We start from the raw sequence: 19,998 nt of genomic DNA, 5'->3' as shown, positions 1-19,998 counted from the left end.
ATCGAGGAAGACGACCGGCGCGAAGGCCCGCGCCATCCGCCTTGCATCGAGCGAGCGCTGATCCGCTACCGCAAGCAGATCCTCTCGCCGCGACGCCTCCTACTCCGCCTTGATGTTCGCGGCCGCGACGACCTCGGCAAGCTCCGTCGTCTCCTTCGCGATCTTCGCGGCATAGTCGGCCGGGCTGAGCACGCTGACGACGCCTTGCGACTCCAGCCGCTCCTGCACCGCCGGATCCCTGGCGGCGGCGACGATCTCACGGTGCAGCGTCTCGCGGATCGGCGCGGGCACGGCCTTCGGCATGAAGAAGCCGACCCAGAACGAGATGTCGAAGCCGGGATAGCCGGCCTCCGCGACGGTCGGCACCTCAGGCAGCGCCGGCAGCCGCTCGGCCGATGACACCGCGAGCGCGCGCAGCTTGCCGGCCTTCACCAGCGGGACGGCGGACAAGGGATCGAACACTGCCAGAACCTCCTGCGCGAGGATGCCGACCTCGGATGCCGCGCCGCCGCGATAGGGCACGTGGATCAGCTTGATGCCGGCCTTCTGGCTGAGCAGCTCCATGGCGAGATGAGCGAGGTTGCCGTTGCCGCCCGAGCCGTAAGCGAGCGCGCCGGGCGCGGCCTTCGCCGCCGCGACCAGATCGGCGACGGTGTTGATGTTGGCCGTCTTGGGATTCTCGGGATTGACCACGAGAACGAGCGGCGCCGAGATGACGGTGGTGAGCGGCGCAAAGTCCCCTTGCGGATCGTAGCGGGCGTCCTTGAACAGCGTCTTGTTGAGCGTGATCGTGGACGAGTTGCAGGCGAGGATGGTGTAGCCGTCCGCGTCGGCGCGCGCCACGCCCTCGGCTGCGATCATGCCGTTGGCGCCGGCGCGGTTCTCGACCACGAAGGGCTGGCCGAGCTTGTTGCTCAGCCGGTCGCCGACGATGCGCGCGACCACATCGACCGGGCCGCCCGCGCTGAAGCCGACCATGATCTTGACCGGACGCGTCGGATATTTCTGCGCGAGAGCCTCGGTCGTCACGCACAATCCGGCGACAATCGCCAGCAGGCGAAGCGTTCGTTGCATTCGTTCTCTCCCCGGACCCGCGCTGCCGCTTTTGCATGGTGCGGCGCCTCTGGAGATCATGATTAGCGGTCGCGCCGGATTTCGCAATCGCGTTTGCGCGCCGTCATTCCGTCGCGCGGCACGCGAGAGCCGCATCCAAACAAAAAATGCGAAAACAACCCCATGCACAGTAGCCGGCCCCTGTCAGGACAAGGACTTGCGCAGGACAAGCACCTTCGGATACCACGAAATGCAGTTTTGACACGTCGGGCAAAACACCGGCATGATGGCATCATCGCAACAATCGCCAGCGTCCAAGCCGCCCGCTCCTCGGGCGCCTCGCCGCGATCGCGCGTAAGCCTCTCATCGACATCTCGAAATTGGTAGTCGCGCATAGCACGCGAGCGGTCGTTCGCGCACCTGCGCCGGCAAAGGACACGACACATGACGACATCTCCAAATCGCCACACCACGCCACCGGTTGCGGCAACCGATCGCAGCGACCCGGCTGCGAGCCCACGCATCAAACTCTACAGACGGCGCATTGCCATCGACCATCCCGACCCGGAAACCGGCGAACGGCTGCTGGCCGACGCGCTCGGTGCCGTCGACCGCGATGCGCTGCACGGCATCTTGAAGCAATTGGTGAAAGCCAGCGTGATTGCGCAGAAGCCGGACGAGGCCAATCTCGCCTTCATGATCTCGATGATGAAGAGCATCGCGCCGAGGGACTCCATCGAGGCCATGCTGGCGGCGCAGATGGTCTCCATTCACGTCCTGGCGATGCGCTGCGCCCATCGCCTCGCCTTCGCCGACGACATCGCGCGGCAGGACAGCGCCTCACGCGCGCTCGCCAAGCTGGCGCGAATCTTTCCGGCCCAGGTCGAGGCGCTCAACCGGTACCGCAACAATGGCGAGCGGGCGATCACGGTGGAGAGTCTGACGGTGCAGGATGGCGCGGGAGCCACCGCGAGCCACGCCGTACAGCACGCTGGAATGATCGTAACGGAGCAAGGCGTCGCGGACACGCCGATGGGAGCAGGATCGATCTCGCCTCACGAAGCCGCCGAAGACGAACATGAACTGGTCGATGCCGCACAAGGCGCCAGCGCATGAGCGGCGACCACCCCCGCAACATGGCTGCGATGCTGGCGAGTCCGCGCTGCGGCGCCAGGACACGCAGCGGCACCGCCTGCCTCGCGCCGGCGGTGCACGGCAAGACCCGCTGTCGCATGCATGGCAGCGCCGCGAGATCAGGCGCGCCAAGGGGAAATCAGAATGCGCGGAAGCATGGGCTATTCACGCAAGACCGGATCGCAGAACGAAGGGCGATACGGGCGCTGCTGGGCGAGACGCGGAAGCTGCTGCAAGAGCTGGGCTAGGCCGTGTACCCATATACCCCGCGGCGTGATGCGACGAAGGCTACGTCTGCTTTGCCCCAATAGCGACCAGGTTCTTGCGGCAGTGAAAGGGGTCGCGATGGGCCAGAAGGCGACATTTATTCAGATCAACTCGGGGATGCGCTTGCAAAACCAAGAATCGCAACCTTAGCGCCGTTTGCCACGAGCATGAGATCGATCAGCTCAACGGGATGTTCTAGATCGACAGGCTCTCGCGGCCGAGCGCGAGCGGCTGATCAAGTCGGTTGAAATGATGGCGCGGAGATAGTGTGGTGGATTGTGCCTTCGGCCATCTACACGAAAAACGACTCATTCACCGAGGAGCTTGAAAAAGCCCTTCGAGAAGGAATGAAGCGGTTCGGAACGGCGTTCGAGTTTGGCGCGAAGAACCGCGCCCTCCCAACCGATCCAGAAGAACTCGGCAAGCCAGTCGCAATCTTGGTTGGAAGAGATTGCACCAGTAGCCTGGGCAGCTCTCAAGCACTTGGCAGTGCGCTGCTGCCAGTCGATGAACACATCGAACAGCTGCTGGCGAAATGATTGTGGAAGTACGCTCATCTCCTGCCCAAGATTGCCCACCAAACAGCCTCGCGCATAACGGAAGCGCTTCATGGCGGACGTAGCATCGTCGGTAAAACTTCTGAGCCTTTCGAGCGGGGAATGCTGCTGGTTCAGGAAGAAGCTGTCGAGCTTCCGCGAAAAGTAGCCAGCGTAGCTGTCGATCAGCTCCGCTCCAAATGCCTCTTTGCTCGGAAAGTAGTGGTAGAACGACCCCTTTGGCACGTCGACGCTCCGCAAGACTTCCTCGATCCCCGTCGCGGAATAGCCCTTCTCCGTCAGCATAACGACACCTGCACGGACAAGCGCGTCACGGGTCGCGCTGGTGCCGGCAAGTTCCTTAGGAGGTCGCCCGCGACGGCGGCGAGGCAGCGTCTTGCTCATGCAGATCGTAATAGACCGATCGTCTAGAAGAAGCAAACTGCCCGTGATGCGGCGTTCTGCAGGTGGCGGAAACCCTCTCACTCCATCCACCAGTTCGGTGGTAGGCCTAGGCTCCGGCTTGGCTCACTCAACGTGGCTCGGCATTCGTTGGTGCGGGCGCGAACAGGTTAGTCGACGCGGCTTCCTGAACGATCACTGCCGCGTCTTCCGGCAGCAGAAACCCACGCGCTAGCAGATCCTGGGCGGCGATCCGGATCCGGTTCACGTAATCGTCGCGGCCGTGATAGCGCTCTTCGATCGACGGGCGGGCGTCACCGGTACGCTCTCGTTCCGCTTTCGTCGCTGCGAATGGCGAGAAGGACCCGATCAGCATGCAGGTGAATGTCTGCGGCTGGTTCTGGGCGCCATTGGTGCCGGTCGGCACCGCGACATCCGGCAGCCGCACGCCGCCGAGCGCATTGCCGTCCTGATCGCGCTTTGGCACTTGTATCACTGCGGCGGAAAGCCGAGTCGGGGCGCGCAGCGCAGGTGGCTCGCCGCCCGCGGCTTCAAGCGACATCAGCTCGCTGGCGGGCGGCTTGGTGCCGCGGCTTACCCAGGCATCAAGGTGCAGCAGGAGGGCCCGCGACAGCGGCGACCAATCGAGGCGGCCTGGCGTCAGTGTGCAGGCCGGTGCCTTGGGGGCGGGTATATGCGGGCCTCCCGCGATATCGTACATCCGCACATTGGCGGGCAGTGGCTGATCCGCGGTTCCGGACGCGCCCGTGCGGCCAAGCGAAGCGCGCAGCGAATAGTAGTCCGTGGTGGAGCTCACGAGTATCATCCTCGGAGGCACCTCGCCGCGCGCCTCGACCTTGGCCGTGATCTCCCCGATCGTGAGCGGTCCGTCATTCACGCCGGGAAAATCCGGGTTGTCGAATGTTGGAGCCCCCTCGGCGCTCGACATTGGTCCAAGGCCCGTCTGCAGGATCGGTAGAAGGCCAGCGGCCGAGACGAACACATGCATTCCGTCGAAGACGCGCCGGTTGCCCATCATGTTGAAGCCGTTCAGGAGAAAGGTCTTCAGGAATCGTCCATCCTGCGACCTGCCGCTCGCGAGCACGCGGTTGATCGCTCCCTTGAGCGGGTTGGGCGTTCCACCCTTGTCAGAAGCTGCATGCGCGAAGAAATCCGCGGCATCGCGGACGATCGCAAAGCCCACTCCCTCGACGAACCGTGTCTTGCCATCGGCGTCAGCGAACGAAGGCAGGTCCGCACTCTGTCCAAGCTCCCAAAATACCTCCGCAACCGCGAAACCATGGTCTTGAAGAAAGCCGGTGCCCTGCTCCAGCGTGCCCGGGAGAAACCGCACGTCGCGTGGCGAGTTGTAGATCGCCTCGGCCCAGACTTGCCCGCGGTTGGGTACGTCCACCAGCAACGCGCCGTTTTCCCCGCGCGGAGCCGCCGGCATCATGAGAATGACCTTCGCCGCGTAGTCGACGCGCCCGCGTTCATTGCGCGGCGCCTTGTTGATCCCAGGGATGGCTTCTTGCGGCGATAGATCGCCGCGGATCTTGCCCTGCCAGATCACATAGTCGCCGGCGCGAAATGTGCCGTAAGGCTGCTTCGACGTGAACTCGATCCGGGTAACTTCTGCGCTCACTGGCCGCGCCGTAGAGATCAGGCTGAACAAGCAAAACAAGAACATCACAATTCGCCCGTTTCGACGGTGCGGCATGGGAATTCTCCATAGGGGATAGCGGCTGGTTTCGAGCATTTTTTGATCACGACACGCCGTGTCAGAACGGACATGATGGACCGGCAACTTTTTCACCGCTCCATCGCCTATCGCGAAGGCCTTCTCACTCCATCCAATAGTCGATGTCCGTCTGATTTGCATTGGTGCCGGCCTTCGGCTCGGACGGGCCATGACTGCTGATGATGCCACGCATTCTGGCGAGGCTACCCGTGCCACCGGTAATGACGCCCGATGTCATGTTCGTAAGTTTCCCATCTCCACTGCTTTGAGCGACCAGAGATGTCCTGACAAAAAACTTCTCCCCGTTCTCCAGTATCCAAACGTTGTAGATGAGAGCCGGACCGTTGTTGTCGATGTAGTCCGACATGCCGCGTGTCCACTGCTCCTTCAACCTCGATCCGTTGATGAGGGGGGCATCGTCACCATAGGTCCGCCGAATTTCGAAGAGCCGAGCTTGATGTCCCGGAATGTCGCCAACGTCGATGACGTGTTGTTGGGTGTATACCGTCTGAGTTGCCGGCGTATCATAGCTGACGTGGTGCTTTTGCTGCGCAATGGCCACCGGCGCGGTTAGAGCCATTGCGAGAGTGATCATCATTCCAAGCGCGATACTGCGAAACATGCGTGACCTCTCATGCTGAAATCCACCCAACCATGAAGATATGGTCGGACGATGTTTGTTGAAGATTCCCTCATCAACCAGTCAGCGCTCGGTAGCGACCGAGCCCCAACCAAAGCTGATTTCACCGCGCCTTTCCGAGGTGCCATAAATTAGACCGATCGTCTAGTATTCGGCTTGGCTGCAAGCGATTTCGCCCATCAATCTTTTTTGACAGCGCTTTGTCGGACAAGGCCTCTTTCCGCTAAGCCGGTCATTGCGGTGCCCGACGCGGAGGTCAGCTACCGGCCGGGAACGGACATAATCGATTGGTGGGCGTATCCTTGCAGTTTAACGGCTCAACGGTAGCATTGCAGGAATGCTACCCGCGGCCCCGACATGATGGCATCGGCCACTGTGCGCTGGGCTGTCGATCACGCCGGAAGTTACGGGTCCGATCGCAGCGGTTCTTGTGAAAGACAACGAATGGGTGAAGCGGGGAACCCTCCTCTTTACCATCGATCCGGTTCCGTTCAGATTGGCCGCAGTGCAAGCGCGCGCGGAGGAGGCGCGAACTGAGGCTCAGCTGCCGGTCGACCGGGCGCAGTTGCAGGTTCTGCAGGCGCAGAAGGAAGCGGCGGGTGCTGCCGAGAGGCTCGCCGCGGCAAACCTCCGCCGTGACACGCCGCTTGCCCAGTCCGGTACGATCTCCGCGCAGGCCCTCGACACGACTCGTACCACCGAGGAGCAAAGCGCGGCCCAGCAACATGCTGCCGAAGCTGCCTTGCAGAAGGAGAACGAGACTCTCAGCCTGGATAAGGCTGCCGTCTCATCGGCCCACGCTGCACGTCTTCTCGCCGAATGGCGCTTGGGCCGCACCAAAGTCGTGGCGCCCGTTGATGGTTTCGTGACGCATCTTGCCATTCAAACTGGCGACATGGTTTCCACGAGCCAGGCAGCGGTTGCGATCGTCGATGGAAACGCCTGAGGGCGAGGACGATCTACAGTTTCGGCGTCTCTCCAACGAGCCGATGCTCGTCGTATTGCCCGCAAGCCATCCGGTGGCGAAGTCGACTGAAATCGATCTTATCAGGCTGAAGGGGGATCCGCTCATTCTGACGCCGCGCGGATCGGCCTGGGTTGACACAGTCATCGCGGCCTGTCGGCGGGCGGGCTTCGAGCCGACCCTCGGGCAGTCCGCGCCGCAGATCAGCTCTGTCGTCAGCCTGGTGGCAGCTGAGCTTGGCTTTTCGCTCGTGCCGGCGGCAATGCGCCAGCTTCATGTAACCGGCGTCACCTATCGTGAGGTCAAAGGGGACGCTCCAATCGTGCGCTTGGCTCTGGCGTTCCGGCGTGGCGAGACCTCGAAGATCGTCCGCAACTTCATTGCCCAGGCGGTGGCGTGATGCAGGGGAGACAGTCAGACGGAAGCTGAAATGCTGATCGTCAAACGGTCCGACAATCACGAAAATCAGGTACAACCAGTCCGAATTTGCGCATGGTTAGCCGCCGCACGTTGGCCATGCATACATGAGCCAGATGTCCGGCAGCGGGAAATTAGCGGTGGCAGATAGAATGACTGCGATCGAGTTTCTCGTTTGCGGTGGGCTAGGTTTGGTCTCTCAGGAGGTTTTCCATCTGCTCTGAACCGAGGAAGCCGAGGTTGCGAAGCTTCAGTATTCCAAGGAGAGACCAGATGAACGTCCACAAGAATGCGCCTTTGACGCCCAAAGGTCGAGAGGCGATGGTGCGAGGCGTGGTCGAGGGCGCGGTCATTTTCGACGGATTCAGCCGGACGCGCCGCGCTCGCCGTCGTCGGCGCGGATGTCAAACAGTCACTCCGCCGCAAAGACCCTTGATTTCTTCGGGTCCAGCTTTTCGACGACGTCCAGATCGCCGTCGTCGACAACGTCCTCTTCCTGAGGATCGCTTCCTGCGTGTGGTTTCGGACTGAACCATTGCGAGACACGGTCCAGATAAAGATAGACAACCGGCGTGGTGAAGAGCGTCAGGACCTGGCTGACCAAGAGACCGCCGACCATGGCGTAGCCGAGCGGTTGACGCAGCTCCGAACCGGTCCCGTGGCCGAGCATCAGCGGCACGCCGCCGAGCACCGCCGCCATCGTGGTCATCAGAATCGGACGGAAGCGCAGCAGGCAGGCCCGGCGAATGGCCTCAACCGGCGACAGGCCCTGATCCCGCTCCGCCGCGATCGCGAAGTCGACCAGCATGATGCCGTTCTTCTTGACGATGCCGATCAGCAGGACGAGGCCGATCAACCCGATCAAACTGAAGTCGAAATGGAAGATGAGGAGCGTCGCCAGAGCACCGACACCGGCCGACGGCAGGGTCGACAGGATCGTCAAGGGGTGAATGTAGCTCTCGTAGAGCACGCCGAGAATGAGATAGACCACGATCAGCGCCGCCACGATCAGCAAAGGCACGGAGGAGAGAGACTCCTGGAATGCCTTCGCCGTGCCTGCGAAAGTCGAGGTGATCGCGGCCGGCACGTTCATCTGCTTTTCCATCGCGTCGATCGCCTGCGTCGCCTGGCCGAGCGCGACGTTGGGCGCGAGATTGAAGGAGATCGTCACCGCGGGAAACTGGCCCTGGTGATTGATGGCCAACGGCCGCACCGGAGCCGTGGTCCACTTGGTGAACGCCGACAGCGGCACCTCTCCCCCCGTCGTCGGTGAGCGGAGGTAGATCTGCTCCAGCGTGGACGGATTCTTCTGGAGCGAGGGCAGCACCTCGAGGACGACATAGTAGGTGGACAATTGGGTGAAATAAGTCGCGATTTCCCGCTGCCCGAATGCGTCATACAGGGTCGCGTCGATCACGTCGGGCGTGATCCCGAAACGAGCGGCCTGATTGCGGTCGATCGACAGCGTCAGCGTCGTGCCCGACGTCTGCTGGTCGGACGCGACGTCGCGAAGCTCGGGCATCTCCTTCATCTTCGCGAGCAGCTTCGGGGCCCATGTGTTGAGCTGGTCCATATCGGTCGACTGCAGCGTGAACTGAAATTGCGTCCGGGAGGCCCGGCCGCCGACACGTACGTCCTGCGCCGACTGGAGGTAGAGCCGCGCGCCCTGGACCTTCGCCGTCTGGACCTGCAGACGACGGATGACCTGGTCAGCCGAGTCGGTGCGTTCATCCCGCGGCTTCAACGTAATGTACATCGTGCCGTCGTTGAGCGTATTGCCGCTTCCGCCCATCCGCATCGCCATGTGGTCGATCGCAGGGTCCTTCAGCACGATCGCGCCGATCTCCTGCATGTGCTTCGCCATATCGGCGATCGACACGTCCTGCGACGTTTCGACGATTCCGGTGATCAGCCCGGTATCCTGCTGCGGAAAGAACCCTTTGGGGATGATCACGAAGAGATAGACCGTCAGCGCGATCGTCGCGAAGAACACCATCAAGGTGATGAAGCGGAAACGCAGCACGAGGTCGAGGCCGCGCTCGTAGCCGTTCACGAGGGCCTGGAACATCCGCTCGCTGAGCATATAGAGCCTGCCGTGATGCTCCTCGTCGTGCGATTTGAGGAAGCGCGACGCCATCATCGGCGTCAACGTCAGCGATACCAGGGCCGACACGGCGATCGTCATCGCGAGCGTCACCGAAAATTCGCGGAACAGGCGGCCGATGATGCCGCTCATCAGCAATAGCGGAATCAAGACCGCGATCAGCGAAACGGAGATCGAGATGATCGTGAACCCGATTTCGCTCGCGCCCTTGAGCGCGGCGGCCATCGGCGTCTCGCCCTCCTCGATGTAGCGGGTGATGTTCTCCAGCATCACGATGGCATCGTCGACCACGAAGCCGACCGCGATGGTGAGCGCCATCAGGGACAGATTATCGAGGCTGTAGCCGGCGATCCACATCAGCGCGCAGGCGCCCAGCAACGCAAGCGGCACCGTGATCGACGGAATGATGGTGGCCCAGACGCTGCGCAGGAAGACGAAGATCACCATCACGACGAGGCCGATCGTCAGCAGCAGCGTGAACTGCACGTCCTTCACCGCCGCGCGGATCGTCTGCGTGCGGTCCGATAGCACCGAGACCTTGATGGCCGGCGAGATACCCGCCTGCAGGTGCGGCAGCTGCTTCATGACGCTGTCGACGGTGTCGATGACGTTGGCGCCCGGCTGCTTGAAGATGACCAGGAAGACGCCGGGCTTGCCGTCAACCCAGCCGTACTGGGTATTGTCCAGCGGTGCACTCACGGCATGGCCGATGTCGCCGACACGGACGGGACTGCCGTTCCGATAGGCGATAACGATGTCGTTCCAGGCCTCGGCCTTGGTGAACTGGTCGTTGGCATAGACGGTGTAAGTGCGGGTGTCGCCGTTAAGGGTTCCCTTGGGATTGTTGACGGTGATCACCGAGAGCGGGGTGCGCACGTCCTCCAGCGACAGGCCCTTGGCGACCAGCTTGGCGGGATCGATCTGGACACGGATCGACGGCGCCTGCTGTCCACCGACACTGACCTGGCCGACGCCGCTGATATGGCTGATCGCCTGCGCGAGCTTGGTGTAGGTCTCGTCGGACACCTGCGTCATCGGCAGCGTCGTCGAGGTGGCACCGAGCGTGAGAATGGGTGAGTCGGCCGGATTGACCTTTCGGTAGGTCGGCGGGGTCGGCATGTTCTTGGGCAATTGCCCGCTCGCCGCATTGATGGCGGCGAGCACGTCGGAGCCGGCGCCATCGATGTTGCGCGAGAGATCGAACTGCAGAACGATCTGGGTCGAGCTGGTCTGGCTCTGCGACGTCATCTCCGAAACGCCGGGAATGAGCGCAAATTGCGATTCAAGCGGTTGCGCCACCGATGACGCCATCGTTTCCGGATCCGCGCCCGGAAGGTTGGCGGAGACCTGGATGGTGGGGAAGTCGACTTCCGGCAGCGGCGCCACCGGCAATTGCGGGTAGGCGATGATCCCGACGAAGACGATGCCGACCATCAGCAGCGACGTCGCGATGGGGAGGCGAATGAAGGGAGCCGAGATACCGCCAGCCATGTCAGTCAGCCGATCCGGTGGTCTTGGTTCCGCTCTTGGTTCCGCTCGTGGCCTGAGTGGCAGTGGCGCTTGCATCCGCCATCGGCGCAGCCGCAGGCGCTTCCTCGACCAACGCGCCATCGAACAGGCGTGACTGTCCGGCCACCACGATCCTGTCTCCGACGTTCAGCCCTTCGGAGACCACGGCATTTGCATCGCCGCTCTGACTGACCTTGATCGGCCTCGCGCTGACCTTGCCATTGTCGCCTATCACGTAGGCGAACAGACCCGACGGCCCGTGCTGCACGCCATCCTGCGGCACGACGATGACGTCCTTGCGCGTATCGATCAGCATCCGCGTGGTGACCGACAGGCCGGGCCACAGCGCATTGTCCTTGTTGTCGAAGCGCGCTTTCAGGCTGATGGTCCCGGTGGCCTGGTTCACCGAATTGTCCATGACCACGAGCCTGCCTTGCGACAGTGTCCTGGTTCCGTCCGAGGTCAGCGCCTCGACGGGCACCTCACCGGCGTCAAAGGCCTTGTCGATGGCCTGCAATTGCTCTTCAGGCTCCGTGAACTGCACGGCGATCGGCTGAAGCTGGGCGATGGTGACGATCCCCGTCGTATCCGCGGCATGCACGATGTTGCCGGGGTCAACCAGCCGGAAACCCGTTCGTCCGCTGATCGGCGCCTTGATCGAGGTGTAGCCGAGATTGGTCTGCGCATTGTCGATGGCGGCCTCGTCGCCCTTCACCTGCGCGATCATCTGATCGACCAGGGCCTGCTGGGTATCTAGATTTTGCTGGGTCTCGAATTGCTGCTTCGCGAGCTTCTGAAAGCGCTCCAGGTTCAACCGGTCGTTCCTCAGATTGGCCTCGTCCTGGGCCTTCTTCGCCACTGCCTGCTCGAGAGCCGCGGTAAAGGGGCGTTGATCGATCTCCAGAAGTGGATCGCCCTCCTTCACCATCTGCCCCTGTTTGAAGAACACCTTGATGATCTGACCGTCGACGCGGCTCTTGACCGTCACCGTCTTGAACGGCGAGACGACTCCGAGACCGTAGGCGCGCACGGGAAAGTCGGCCTTCTTCACTACGAACGAGGTGACGGGAATCTTCGCCGCGGCCTGACTGGCAGCGCTTTGGGCGGCCGCTGCGGCTGGCTTGACGCCCCCGAGGAGCTCATACCATACGCCATAGGCCACCGCGGCTATTGCAAGGATTCCAAACAGCGCAACGCTGAGCTTCGGTCGCGTTGACAAATTGATGGCCCTCTAACTGTTTGTACCTGCCTACGGGTGACCCGACTGATTGCAGGTGAAACCGCCGCCTCGGATTGGAAGTATCGCGGACAAAATCCCAGCGTCAAAATGACGATCGCGTGCGAAAATCTGTACAAATTTTCATGTTCGCTCGCCGCAAAACGCAGTCGCTCGATCAAAGCCGTCCAACGAAGGACAGGCAGAAACAAACAGAAACGAAATGGAGAGACGTGAGAGGTCACCGCGGCATCACGCTGAATTGCGCCGGCGATCGCGAATTTCAGGATCGCTCGCCTCAAGTCAGGCCTTATCATTGAAACTCAGCAAGCGCTGCTTGATGGGAACGAGGCGCGGGATGAAGGCTGATCAACCGAACCACCGGGGAAATGTCGTACCGTTTCGAACGCGATCGGGAGGCGGCAGAGATCCGGTTGATGATGCACGGCCCGACAACATCTTGCGCATGCTCGACCTCTCGAAGTTCGAACACCATCGCCCAGCTGTCGAGAACCGCCCCAGCATGCGTTCCAACATCGCGGCAATGGTTCTGCTCGGACTTCTCGTATTCATCGCAACAGAGGACTTTTCCAGACTCGAGCAATCGAACCTTTGCTTCGACAAATCGGAATGCAGGAATTGAACAGTGCTCGTCATCAACTGACGATGTAACGACGAATCGCAGTTTCAGCGGCAAGCGTGTCGGCCAACCGGCGTTCGCACGGATGTCAGCGATGTCCGGCTTGCCTTCAACGAGGAACGAAGGTCCGGAAGACCCCATTGGCACCGTCCCGCCAATCGTGTAACCCGGCCGAAACCCTCGCCGGGACGGGACGCTGATGAGTGCGGTTGCCACTGATAACGCGGGAGATAGCACCCGCGCGCTGATCTTTGCGCTGCTTGCGCTCGCCTGCGGGCACATGCTCTCGACCTTGCTGCGCACCATTCCCGCCGTCAGCCTCGACCTGATGGCGGCGGATTTCCACATGGAGCCGCAGGCGCTGGCGAGCCTCACCTCGGTCTATCCCTTTGCTTTTGCCGCTGCGCAGATTCCGGTCGGCGCGGCGATGGATCGCTTTGGCGTGCGGCCGGTGTCGCTGAGCCTGCTTATGGGAACTGTGATCGGCGCCATCGCGTCGGGATTCGCGACGGGGCCGGAAAGTTTTGCGGTCGGGCAGGTGATGCTCGGCATCGCGACGTCAGGCATGCTGATGTGCCCGATGACGCTGGCGGCCAAGCAATTGTCGGCGGCGCGGTTCGGGCTGTGGTCCGGCGCGATCCTCTCGATCGGCAATATCGGCATGCTGCTGTCGTCGAGCCCGCTCGCCTTCGTGGTCGATCATTACGGCTGGCGCGCCGGATTCTGGATCTCCGCGCTCGGCGGCGTCCTCGTCGCGCTCGCGGTGTTCTTGCTGGTGCCGAGGCAGCCGGCCGAGCACAAGGACGAGTCCTCGCCGCTGTCGCAGATGATCGAGGTGCTCAGGCTCGGACTCTCGCGCCCCCTGCGTGGCCTGATCGCGCTGGCGCTGGTGTCGCTTGCGACCTCGCTGGTGCTGCGCGGCCTGTGGGGCGGACCTTGGCTGATGGAGATCAAGGGACTGACTCGGGTCGAGGCCGGCAACCAGCTCGGCGCGTTCACGCTGGCGATGATCGCAGGTCCGCTGTGCATCGGCATGATCGACCGCAGGCTCAGTCGCCGCCGTGAGCTGGTGGCGGGCACGCATATGGTCGGCGCGCTGCTGCTGGCGCTGATGGCGCTGGGGGCGCCGCATTATGCGGTCTCGATCCTGTTCGGCGTTCCCGTGATGCCGCCGCAATATGATCTCGTGCTGTTCGTGCTCATCGGCCTTGCGACCTCCGCCCAGCCGCTGCTGTTCGGCATGTCGCGGCAGCTGGTCGATGCGCAAACCGCGGGCAAGGCGCTCGCGGCGATCAACCTCGCCTTCTTCCTCGGCGCCGCCCTGATGCAGTCGATGACGGGCGCGGTGGCGGCGTTCGCGGGGCTGCCGGCGGTGCTGCTGTTCATGGCGGCGGCGCTACTTCTGGGCGCGCTGATCTTCCTGGCCTATACGCGCACTGCGTGAAGCAGCCTCGCACGACAGCGTGGCGCAGCGGATGCTCCCGATTCTTCCTGTCGCGCCAGCCTCTGTGAACAGTCGCAACCTGCAGTGGCCGTTATTTCCACTGTGACCCGGTGGTTACAGCCGCCGCGTGACTCGCCGGATATTGTGACCGGATCGCGAAGTCGGACAACTCACCAGATGAAGTCGCTGGCCTGTGCGATGCCGACACGCACGATGCGCCTCAGGCGCCATTGCCGTTAGTTGAAGGAAGATCCTCGCATGACCACCAAAACCCTTTTCAGCGCCATTGCGCTGGCCGTTTCGACGTTGACCTCGGCCATGGCGGCGGACGTGTCGATGCCGTACAAGGCTGCGCCTGCGGCCCCGGCCTTCTCCTGGACCGGTTGCTATGTCGGCGGCAATGGCGGCGGCGGCCGCGGGGTCAACGAGCAGCAGCCCATCGCCGGGACGACGTTCAATGCCGATCACAACAGCGGCTGGCTCGCCGGTGTGCAGGGCGGCTGCGACTATCAGGTCGGCTCCCTGGTGGTCGGCATCGAAGGCCAGTTCGATTGGGCCGACATGAAGGATACCGCCACGACACTGACTCCGGGCGGCGGCTTCGGCTTCCAGCTGACGACCCGGCTCGATCGCGTCGCCACCGCGACAGGCCGCATCGGCTACGCCTTCGATCGCGTGCTGTTCTACGCCAAGGGCGGCGCCGCCTTCGCCCACTTCAACCATCAGATGACGGAGACCGATTTCGCCGGATTCACGGCTGATTTCAAGGGTTCGCGCGATGTGACGGGATTCGTCGTCGGTGCCGGCCTCGAATATGCGCTGCTGCCAAACCTGTCGTTGAAGGCCGAATACAATTATTTCGACTTTGGCACGAACGGCTACACCCTGAACTGCTCCGGCAATCCCGGCTGCGCCGGCACTCCCTTCTTCCCGGCCAGCGTCCGGCAGAACATGCAAACCGTCATGCTCGGCGTGAATTGGCGATTCAACACGGCTGTCGCCCCGCTCGTCGCGCGATACTGATTGGTGTGCCGAAAGCGTCGGCGGCGCGTCGTGTTCGGCGCGCCGCCGCATGCAGCCGCCGTGGCTTTGATGCGGTCGTCCCTGCCCCGCCCTAAAACTCACCGGACTGTCCGAGAGGCCTTGCGAAACACGGCGCAGCGAAGGATGCTGACGCGTACCGTGCATCAAAGGACCATCTCATGCCTGTCGATACCAAAGCCGCCACCGACCGCCTCATGCGCTTCCTCTCCGTCGAGGGCGTCACCGGACAGGAGGCGGCGATCGGGCGTGAGCTCACCGCCGCGCTGAAGGAAAGCGGCGTGCCGGCCAAGGCGATCCGGCTCGACGATGCCAACACCCGCATTCCCGTCCCGACCGAGACCGGCAACCTGATCGTCGACCTGCCCGGCCGCGGCGCGCTGCATAACCAGCCGCGCATCATGTTCATGACCCACATGGACACCGTGCCGCTGTGCGCCGGCGCTAAGCCGAAGAAATCCGGCCGCAGAATCGTCAACGAGGCCAAGACCGCGCTCGGCGGCGACAATCGCTGCGGCTGCGGCGTGCTGGTGACGCTGGCTGCCGAGCTCGCCAAGCAGAAGCTCGATCATCCCCCGATCACGCTGCTGTTCTGCGTGCGCGAGGAGAGCGGGCTCTACGGCGCGCGCCACGTCAAGCTCGACGAGCTCGGCTCGCCGGCGATGGCCTTCAACTATGACGGCGGCTCGGCCTCCAACGTCATCATCGGCGCCGTCGGCGCGGACCGCTGGAATGTCGAGATCTTCGGCCGCGCCTCGCATGCCGGCGTTGCACCGGAGCGCGGCATCTCCTCGACCATGATCATGGCGCTCGCGCTCGCCGAGGTGAAGGCCGGCGGCTGGTTCGGCAAGGTGGTGAAGGGCAAGAGCCAAGGCACCAGCAATGTCGGCCCCGTCACCGGCGGCGAGGGCCGCCCGGCGGGCGATGCCACCAACGTCGTCACCGACTACGTCCATGTGCGCGGCGAGAGCCGCAGCCACGACGGAAAGTTCTTCAAGGAGATCACCAAGGCCTACAAGGCCGCGTTCGAGAAGGCCGCCAAGAAGGTGACGAACGCGCAGGGCAAATCCGGCAAGGTCAAGTTCAAGGCCGAGACTGACTATTTTCCGTTCCGCATGAAGGACAACCTTCCCGTCGTCAAACGGGCGGTCGAGGCAGTGTCCGCGGTCGGCGGCACCCCGAACGTCCGCACCGCCAATGGCGGCCTCGATGCCAACTGGATGGTCCGCCACGGCGTTCCCACCGTGACCTTCGGCGCCGGCCAGAACGAGGCGCACACGATCGACGAGTGGATCAATCTCGACGAATACGACCGCGCCTGCGCGCTGGCCGTGCAGCTCGCGACGATGCGCTGAGGCGCGTCGCGCGTGAGCTCGGAGAGATCATTTGTCGCCAATGACGGCACCGTCATTGGATATCGGCAACTGGGCTCAGGCCCCGGACTGGTGCTGCTCCATGGCGCGCTGCAGAGCGCAGCGAGCTTTACTGACCTTGGCGCAGCGCTGGCCGACCGCTTCACCATTCTCATCCCGGACCGGCGCGGTCGTGGTCTGAGCGGACCGTTCCGGCCCGACCACTGCATGGCGACCGAGATCGATGATCTCGGCCGGCTTCTCGCCGAGACGGGCGCACGAAATGTGTTTGCATTGAGCGCCGGAGCCTTGGTTGCCATGCACACCGCGCTCGCCAATCCGGCGATCGCGCGCCTCACGCTTTACGAGCCGCCGCTCGAATTCGGCGGGGTCCAGCCGCGCTACTGGGCCGCTGGCTATGAGGCGGCCCTGGCGAAGGGGGATCTGCCGGGCGCCCTTGTTGCCGTGCTCAAAGGCACCGGCGACAACGAGATCATGACAAGGCTCCCTGCGCCTGTCCTTAAATCGTTCTTCGCCATGTTGATGCGGCTCCGTCCCAACGCGGCCGTTGGCAACGGGCCGCCTCTGGCCACGCTCATCCCCACGGTCCACTACGACATCGAGCTGATTGCGGAGAAAGCCGGCGATCTTGACTGCTTCAGGAGCTTGAGCACGGAAACGCTGCTGCTTGGCGGCGATCGGAGCCAGGGCTATCTCGCCACCGCTCTCGATGCTCTCGCTGCGATCCTGCCGAACGCGACGCGCGTTGAATTCAAGGGCGCCGGACACATCGCCGCAGACAACGAAGGCGACCCAATTCGCGTCGCGGCGGAGCTGCGTCGTTTCTTCGCATGACGTCGTCCGCAGGATGGGGAGAGCGCAGCGAAACCCATCGCCGCGATCATGAAGATGATGGGTTTCGCTGCGCTCTACCCATCCTACAGAACTGCCCTGCATCGCCCGCGGTTGCCCGCCGATGCCTGCCGGCCTAGCCTGCAAGGAAAAGCAGGAAGGAAACATGGCACGCATCTCGACAATCGAGACCGGATTCTACCGGATTCCCCTCCCCGTCACGCTGTCCGACTCAACGCATGGCGAGATCGCGGCGTTCGAGCTGATCACCTGCCGCATCCGCGATGCCGACGGCGCCGAAGGCGTCGGCTACACCTACACGGTCGGGCGCAATGGCGGGGCGACTGCGGACATCCTCAAACGCGAGATTCCGCCGCTCGTGGAGGGACGCGAGGCCGACGACACCGAGGCGATCTGGCATCACGTCTGGTGGGGCCTGCATTATGGCGGGCGCGGCGGACCGGCGGTCTTGGCGCTGTCCGCGCTCGACATCGCGTTGTGGGACCTGAAGGCGCGGCGCGCGAAATTGCCGCTGTTCCGCCTGCTCGGCGGCTTCGATGCGCACGTGCCTTGCTATGCCGGCGGCATCGACCTCGATCTCTCCGTCGAGGCGCTGCTCGCGCAGACCGACGGCAATCTCGCCAAGGGCTTTTGCGCCATCAAAATGAAGGTCGGCCGGCCCGATCTCAAATCCGACGTCGCGCGCGTCGCGGCCATGCGCAAACATCTCGGCGACGGCTTTCCGCTGATGGCGGACGCCAACATGAAATGGACGGTGGAGGACGCGATCCGCGCCGCCCGCGCATTCGTCCCCTACGACCTCACCTGGCTCGAGGAGCCTGTTATCCCCGACGACGTCGCGGGCCATGCCCGCATCATGCAGGCCGGCGGCGTGCCGATCGCGGCCGGCGAGAATTTGCGCTCGCTGTGGGAGTTCAAGAACTACATCGTCGCCGGCGCGGTATCCTACCCCGAGCCTGACGTCACCAATTGCGGCGGCGTGAGTGCGTTCATGAAGATCGCGCGGCTCGCGGAGGCGTTCAATCTCCCGGTCACCAGCCACGGCGCGCACGACATCACGGTGCATTTGCTCGCGGCCTGCCCGAACCGCTCGTATCTGGAAGCGCATGGTTTCGGGCTGGACAAGTATATCGAGCACCCGCTGGTGCTCGCGGACGGCAAGGCGCTGGCGCCGGACCGGCCGGGCCATGGCATCAGCTTCGACTGGAAAGGACTGGCGAAGCTCTCGCCGTAGGGCAATCCGTCATGGCCGAAGCAAGACGTGGATGGCCGGGTCATAGGCGAGCGGAAGCGACGCCGTCCTTCGGACGGCTATGGCGAGCGGAAGCGACGCCGTCCTTCGGACGGCTATGCCCGGCCATGACGATGTTGCTGCACGCGAGACACTCGCAGGCGCTTGACGGGTCGGCTCAATATTCGGCTATGCTGGCATTAGCCGGCCCTCCTTACGAAAGATCCCCGCCTTGCCCCCCGAGCTGCACCAGAAACTGACCCAGTGGCGCCGGCATCTGCATGCGCACCCGGAACTGGGCCTCCACGAGAAGGCCACCTCGGCCTTCGTGCAGGAGAAGCTCACCGAGCTCGGCATTCCCTTCGAAGCGGGCATCGGCGGCCACGGCGTCGTTGCGACGCTGACGCGAGGGGCGGCGCAGGGCCGCGTCGGCCTGCGCGCCGACATGGATGCGCTGCCGATCACCGAGGACACCGGCCTGCCCTACGCCTCGACGACATCAGGCGTGATGCATGCCTGCGGTCATGACGGGCACACCGCCTCGCTGCTCGGCGCGGCCGCGCTGCTGGTGGCCGACACCGGCTGGAGCGGCACCGTCGACTTCATCTTCCAGCCGGCCGAGGAAGGCCTTGGCGGCGCGCGCGCGATGGTCGGGGCGGGCCTGTTCGACCGCTTTCCGATGACGCGGGTGTTCGGCTTCCACAACTGGCCGGGGCTCGCAGCCGGCACCATCGCGGTCCACGACGGCGTCGTGATGGCCTCCGGCGGACGCGTCAGCATCACGATCGACGGCCATGCCGGACATGCCGGCATGCCGCATCTGACCCGCGATCCCGTCATGGCGGCGGGACACCTGATCGTGGCGCTGCAATCGGTCGTGTCGCGCAGCATCGATCCGCTCGACACCGCCGTGCTCTCGCTGTGTACGCTCGAAGGCGGCACGGCGCGCAACCAGATCGCGGGACGCGTCACCATCGGCGGCACGTTGCGGTATCATCGCGACGCGGTGAAGGACGTCATCCTGGCGCGGATCGGAGAGGTCTGCGCAGGCATTGCAACGACCTTCGGCGTCAAGGTCACGCCCGAAATCGTCATGGGCGTCGGCGTGGTGGTCAACACGCCTGCCGAGGCGGGCCTGGCGCGCCTTGCCGCGGAGAGGGTGCAGACCGAGGTGCGACGCGATCTCGCGCCGAGCATGGCCGGCGAGGATTTCGCCTTCTTCCTCAAGCAGTGCCCCGGCGCCTTCGCCTGGATCGGCAACGGTGAATTGCGCGACGGCGCCGAGCTGCACGGCCCGCGCTACGATTTCAACGACGCGATTTTGCCGGTCGCCTCGAGCTGGATGGCCGAGGTCGCCAAGGTGGCGCTGAAGTCGAACTGACCCCGGAACGGCAGGACCTCGGATTCCCTGCGCATGACGTCGGCCGTGCGCCG

Annotated in this window: 17 protein-coding genes; 10 read left to right on the top strand and 7 right to left on the bottom strand. The window is 63.6% G+C overall.

The window, feature by feature from the left end:
* Positions 1-99 precede the first annotated feature (99 nt).
* The gene (locus tag ABIA90_RS24490) at positions 100-1,074 is read right to left on the bottom strand and encodes a Bug family tripartite tricarboxylate transporter substrate binding protein (RefSeq protein WP_354119857.1); all 975 of its coding nucleotides are present in this window, start codon (positions 1,072-1,074) and stop codon (positions 100-102) included.
* 423 nt (positions 1,075-1,497) lie between these two features.
* Between ABIA90_RS24490 and ABIA90_RS24485 the strand changes: the two genes are divergently transcribed.
* The gene (locus tag ABIA90_RS24485) at positions 1,498-2,169 is read left to right on the top strand and encodes a hypothetical protein (RefSeq protein WP_354119858.1); all 672 of its coding nucleotides are present in this window, start codon (positions 1,498-1,500) and stop codon (positions 2,167-2,169) included.
* Positions 2,166-2,435, top strand: coding sequence for an HGGxSTG domain-containing protein (locus ABIA90_RS24480; RefSeq protein ID WP_354122477.1), 270 nt, complete (start codon positions 2,166-2,168; stop codon positions 2,433-2,435). Before ABIA90_RS24485 ends, ABIA90_RS24480 begins: the two co-directional genes overlap by 4 nt.
* A 327-nt stretch (positions 2,436-2,762) precedes the next feature.
* Here ABIA90_RS24480 and acuR read toward each other — a convergent pair whose 3' ends face one another.
* The 3 genes from acuR to ABIA90_RS24460 form a co-directional block, all read right to left on the bottom strand.
* Positions 2,763-3,395, bottom strand: a complete 633-nt coding sequence (gene acuR, locus ABIA90_RS24470; RefSeq protein WP_354119859.1) for an acrylate utilization transcriptional regulator AcuR — start codon at positions 3,393-3,395, stop codon at positions 2,763-2,765.
* Positions 3,396-3,522: 127 nt separating this feature from the next.
* Entirely contained in the window at positions 3,523-5,112 is a 1,590-nt protein-coding gene (locus tag ABIA90_RS24465; RefSeq protein ID WP_354075362.1) for an alpha/beta hydrolase domain-containing protein, read from the bottom strand.
* Between the two features lie 124 nt (positions 5,113-5,236).
* Entirely contained in the window at positions 5,237-5,755 is a 519-nt protein-coding gene (locus tag ABIA90_RS24460; protein WP_085404515.1) for a hypothetical protein, read from the bottom strand.
* Positions 5,756-6,203: 448 nt separating this feature from the next.
* Between ABIA90_RS24460 and ABIA90_RS24455 the strand changes: the two genes are divergently transcribed.
* Positions 6,204-6,719 carry an HlyD family secretion protein gene (locus tag ABIA90_RS24455; RefSeq protein WP_502916652.1) on the top strand — a complete coding sequence of 172 codons (516 nt, stop codon included), beginning with the start codon at positions 6,204-6,206 and terminating at the stop codon, positions 6,717-6,719.
* Positions 6,706-7,137, top strand: coding sequence for a LysR substrate-binding domain-containing protein (locus ABIA90_RS24450; protein ID WP_354119861.1), 432 nt, complete (start codon positions 6,706-6,708; stop codon positions 7,135-7,137). The genes ABIA90_RS24455 and ABIA90_RS24450 overlap by 14 nt, the downstream gene beginning before the upstream one ends.
* Positions 7,138-7,566: 429 nt before the next feature.
* On the opposite strand, the gene ABIA90_RS24445 is transcribed toward ABIA90_RS24450, so the two are convergent.
* The 3 genes from ABIA90_RS24445 to ABIA90_RS24435 all read right to left on the bottom strand — a co-directional run bounded on the left by ABIA90_RS24445 (position 7,567) and on the right by ABIA90_RS24435 (position 12,764).
* Complete coding sequence (locus ABIA90_RS24445; protein WP_354119862.1) at positions 7,567-10,749, bottom strand: efflux RND transporter permease subunit; 3,183 nt, start codon at positions 10,747-10,749, stop codon at positions 7,567-7,569.
* Between the two features lies 1 nt (position 10,750).
* Positions 10,751-11,986, bottom strand: a complete 1,236-nt coding sequence (locus ABIA90_RS24440; protein WP_354119863.1) for an efflux RND transporter periplasmic adaptor subunit — start codon at positions 11,984-11,986, stop codon at positions 10,751-10,753.
* 310 nt (positions 11,987-12,296) lie between these two features.
* Complete coding sequence (locus ABIA90_RS24435; RefSeq protein ID WP_354119864.1) at positions 12,297-12,764, bottom strand: hypothetical protein; 468 nt, start codon at positions 12,762-12,764, stop codon at positions 12,297-12,299.
* Positions 12,765-12,822: 58 nt separating this feature from the next.
* On the opposite strand from ABIA90_RS24435, the gene ABIA90_RS24430 reads away from it, so the two are divergent.
* The 6 genes from ABIA90_RS24430 to ABIA90_RS24405 all read left to right on the top strand — a co-directional run bounded on the left by ABIA90_RS24430 (position 12,823) and on the right by ABIA90_RS24405 (position 19,945).
* Complete coding sequence (locus ABIA90_RS24430) at positions 12,823-14,067, top strand: MFS transporter (RefSeq protein ID WP_354119865.1); 1,245 nt, start codon at positions 12,823-12,825, stop codon at positions 14,065-14,067.
* A gap of 258 nt (positions 14,068-14,325) precedes the next feature.
* Entirely contained in the window at positions 14,326-15,090 is a 765-nt protein-coding gene (locus tag ABIA90_RS24425; RefSeq protein WP_354119866.1) for an outer membrane protein, read from the top strand.
* Between the two features lie 179 nt (positions 15,091-15,269).
* The gene (locus ABIA90_RS24420) at positions 15,270-16,463 is read left to right on the top strand and encodes a M20/M25/M40 family metallo-hydrolase (RefSeq protein WP_354119867.1); all 1,194 of its coding nucleotides are present in this window, start codon (positions 15,270-15,272) and stop codon (positions 16,461-16,463) included.
* A 90-nt stretch (positions 16,464-16,553) separates the two neighbouring features.
* The gene (locus ABIA90_RS24415; protein ID WP_354119868.1) at positions 16,554-17,315 is read left to right on the top strand and encodes an alpha/beta fold hydrolase; all 762 of its coding nucleotides are present in this window, start codon (positions 16,554-16,556) and stop codon (positions 17,313-17,315) included.
* 163 nt (positions 17,316-17,478) lie between these two features.
* Entirely contained in the window at positions 17,479-18,567 is a 1,089-nt protein-coding gene (locus tag ABIA90_RS24410; protein ID WP_063986583.1) for a mandelate racemase/muconate lactonizing enzyme family protein, read from the top strand.
* Between the two features lie 229 nt (positions 18,568-18,796).
* Complete coding sequence (locus tag ABIA90_RS24405) at positions 18,797-19,945, top strand: amidohydrolase (RefSeq protein WP_085404523.1); 1,149 nt, start codon at positions 18,797-18,799, stop codon at positions 19,943-19,945.
* Positions 19,946-19,998 lie beyond the last annotated feature (53 nt).

The organism is Bradyrhizobium sp. LA6.8, assembly GCF_040547935.1.
Classification (GTDB): Bacteria; Pseudomonadota; Alphaproteobacteria; order Rhizobiales; family Xanthobacteraceae; genus Bradyrhizobium; species Bradyrhizobium barranii.
This window is presented reverse-complemented; position numbering and strand designations above follow the sequence as displayed.

Excerpts from the sequence above, each read along its gene's own strand:
- ABIA90_RS24490 (WP_354119857.1), bottom strand. The coding sequence starts at position 1,074 with ATGCAACGAACGCTTCGCCTGCTGGCGATTGTCGCCGGATTGTGCGTG.
- ABIA90_RS24485 (WP_354119858.1), top strand. The coding sequence starts at position 1,498 with ATGACGACATCTCCAAATCGCCACACCACGCCACCGGTTGCGGCAACC.
- ABIA90_RS24480 (WP_354122477.1), top strand. The coding sequence starts at position 2,166 with ATGAGCGGCGACCACCCCCGCAACATGGCTGCGATGCTGGCGAGTCCG.
- acuR (WP_354119859.1), bottom strand. The coding sequence starts at position 3,395 with ATGAGCAAGACGCTGCCTCGCCGCCGTCGCGGGCGACCTCCTAAGGAA.
- ABIA90_RS24465 (WP_354075362.1), bottom strand. The coding sequence starts at position 5,112 with ATGCCGCACCGTCGAAACGGGCGAATTGTGATGTTCTTGTTTTGCTTG.
- ABIA90_RS24460 (WP_085404515.1), bottom strand. The coding sequence starts at position 5,755 with ATGTTTCGCAGTATCGCGCTTGGAATGATGATCACTCTCGCAATGGCT.
- ABIA90_RS24450 (WP_354119861.1), top strand. The coding sequence starts at position 6,706 with ATGGAAACGCCTGAGGGCGAGGACGATCTACAGTTTCGGCGTCTCTCC.
- ABIA90_RS24445 (WP_354119862.1), bottom strand. The coding sequence starts at position 10,749 with ATGGCTGGCGGTATCTCGGCTCCCTTCATTCGCCTCCCCATCGCGACG.
- ABIA90_RS24435 (WP_354119864.1), bottom strand. The coding sequence starts at position 12,764 with ATGGGGTCTTCCGGACCTTCGTTCCTCGTTGAAGGCAAGCCGGACATC.
- ABIA90_RS24430 (WP_354119865.1), top strand. The coding sequence starts at position 12,823 with ATGAGTGCGGTTGCCACTGATAACGCGGGAGATAGCACCCGCGCGCTG.
- ABIA90_RS24425 (WP_354119866.1), top strand. The coding sequence starts at position 14,326 with ATGACCACCAAAACCCTTTTCAGCGCCATTGCGCTGGCCGTTTCGACG.
- ABIA90_RS24420 (WP_354119867.1), top strand. The coding sequence starts at position 15,270 with ATGCCTGTCGATACCAAAGCCGCCACCGACCGCCTCATGCGCTTCCTC.
- ABIA90_RS24410 (WP_063986583.1), top strand. The coding sequence starts at position 17,479 with ATGGCACGCATCTCGACAATCGAGACCGGATTCTACCGGATTCCCCTC.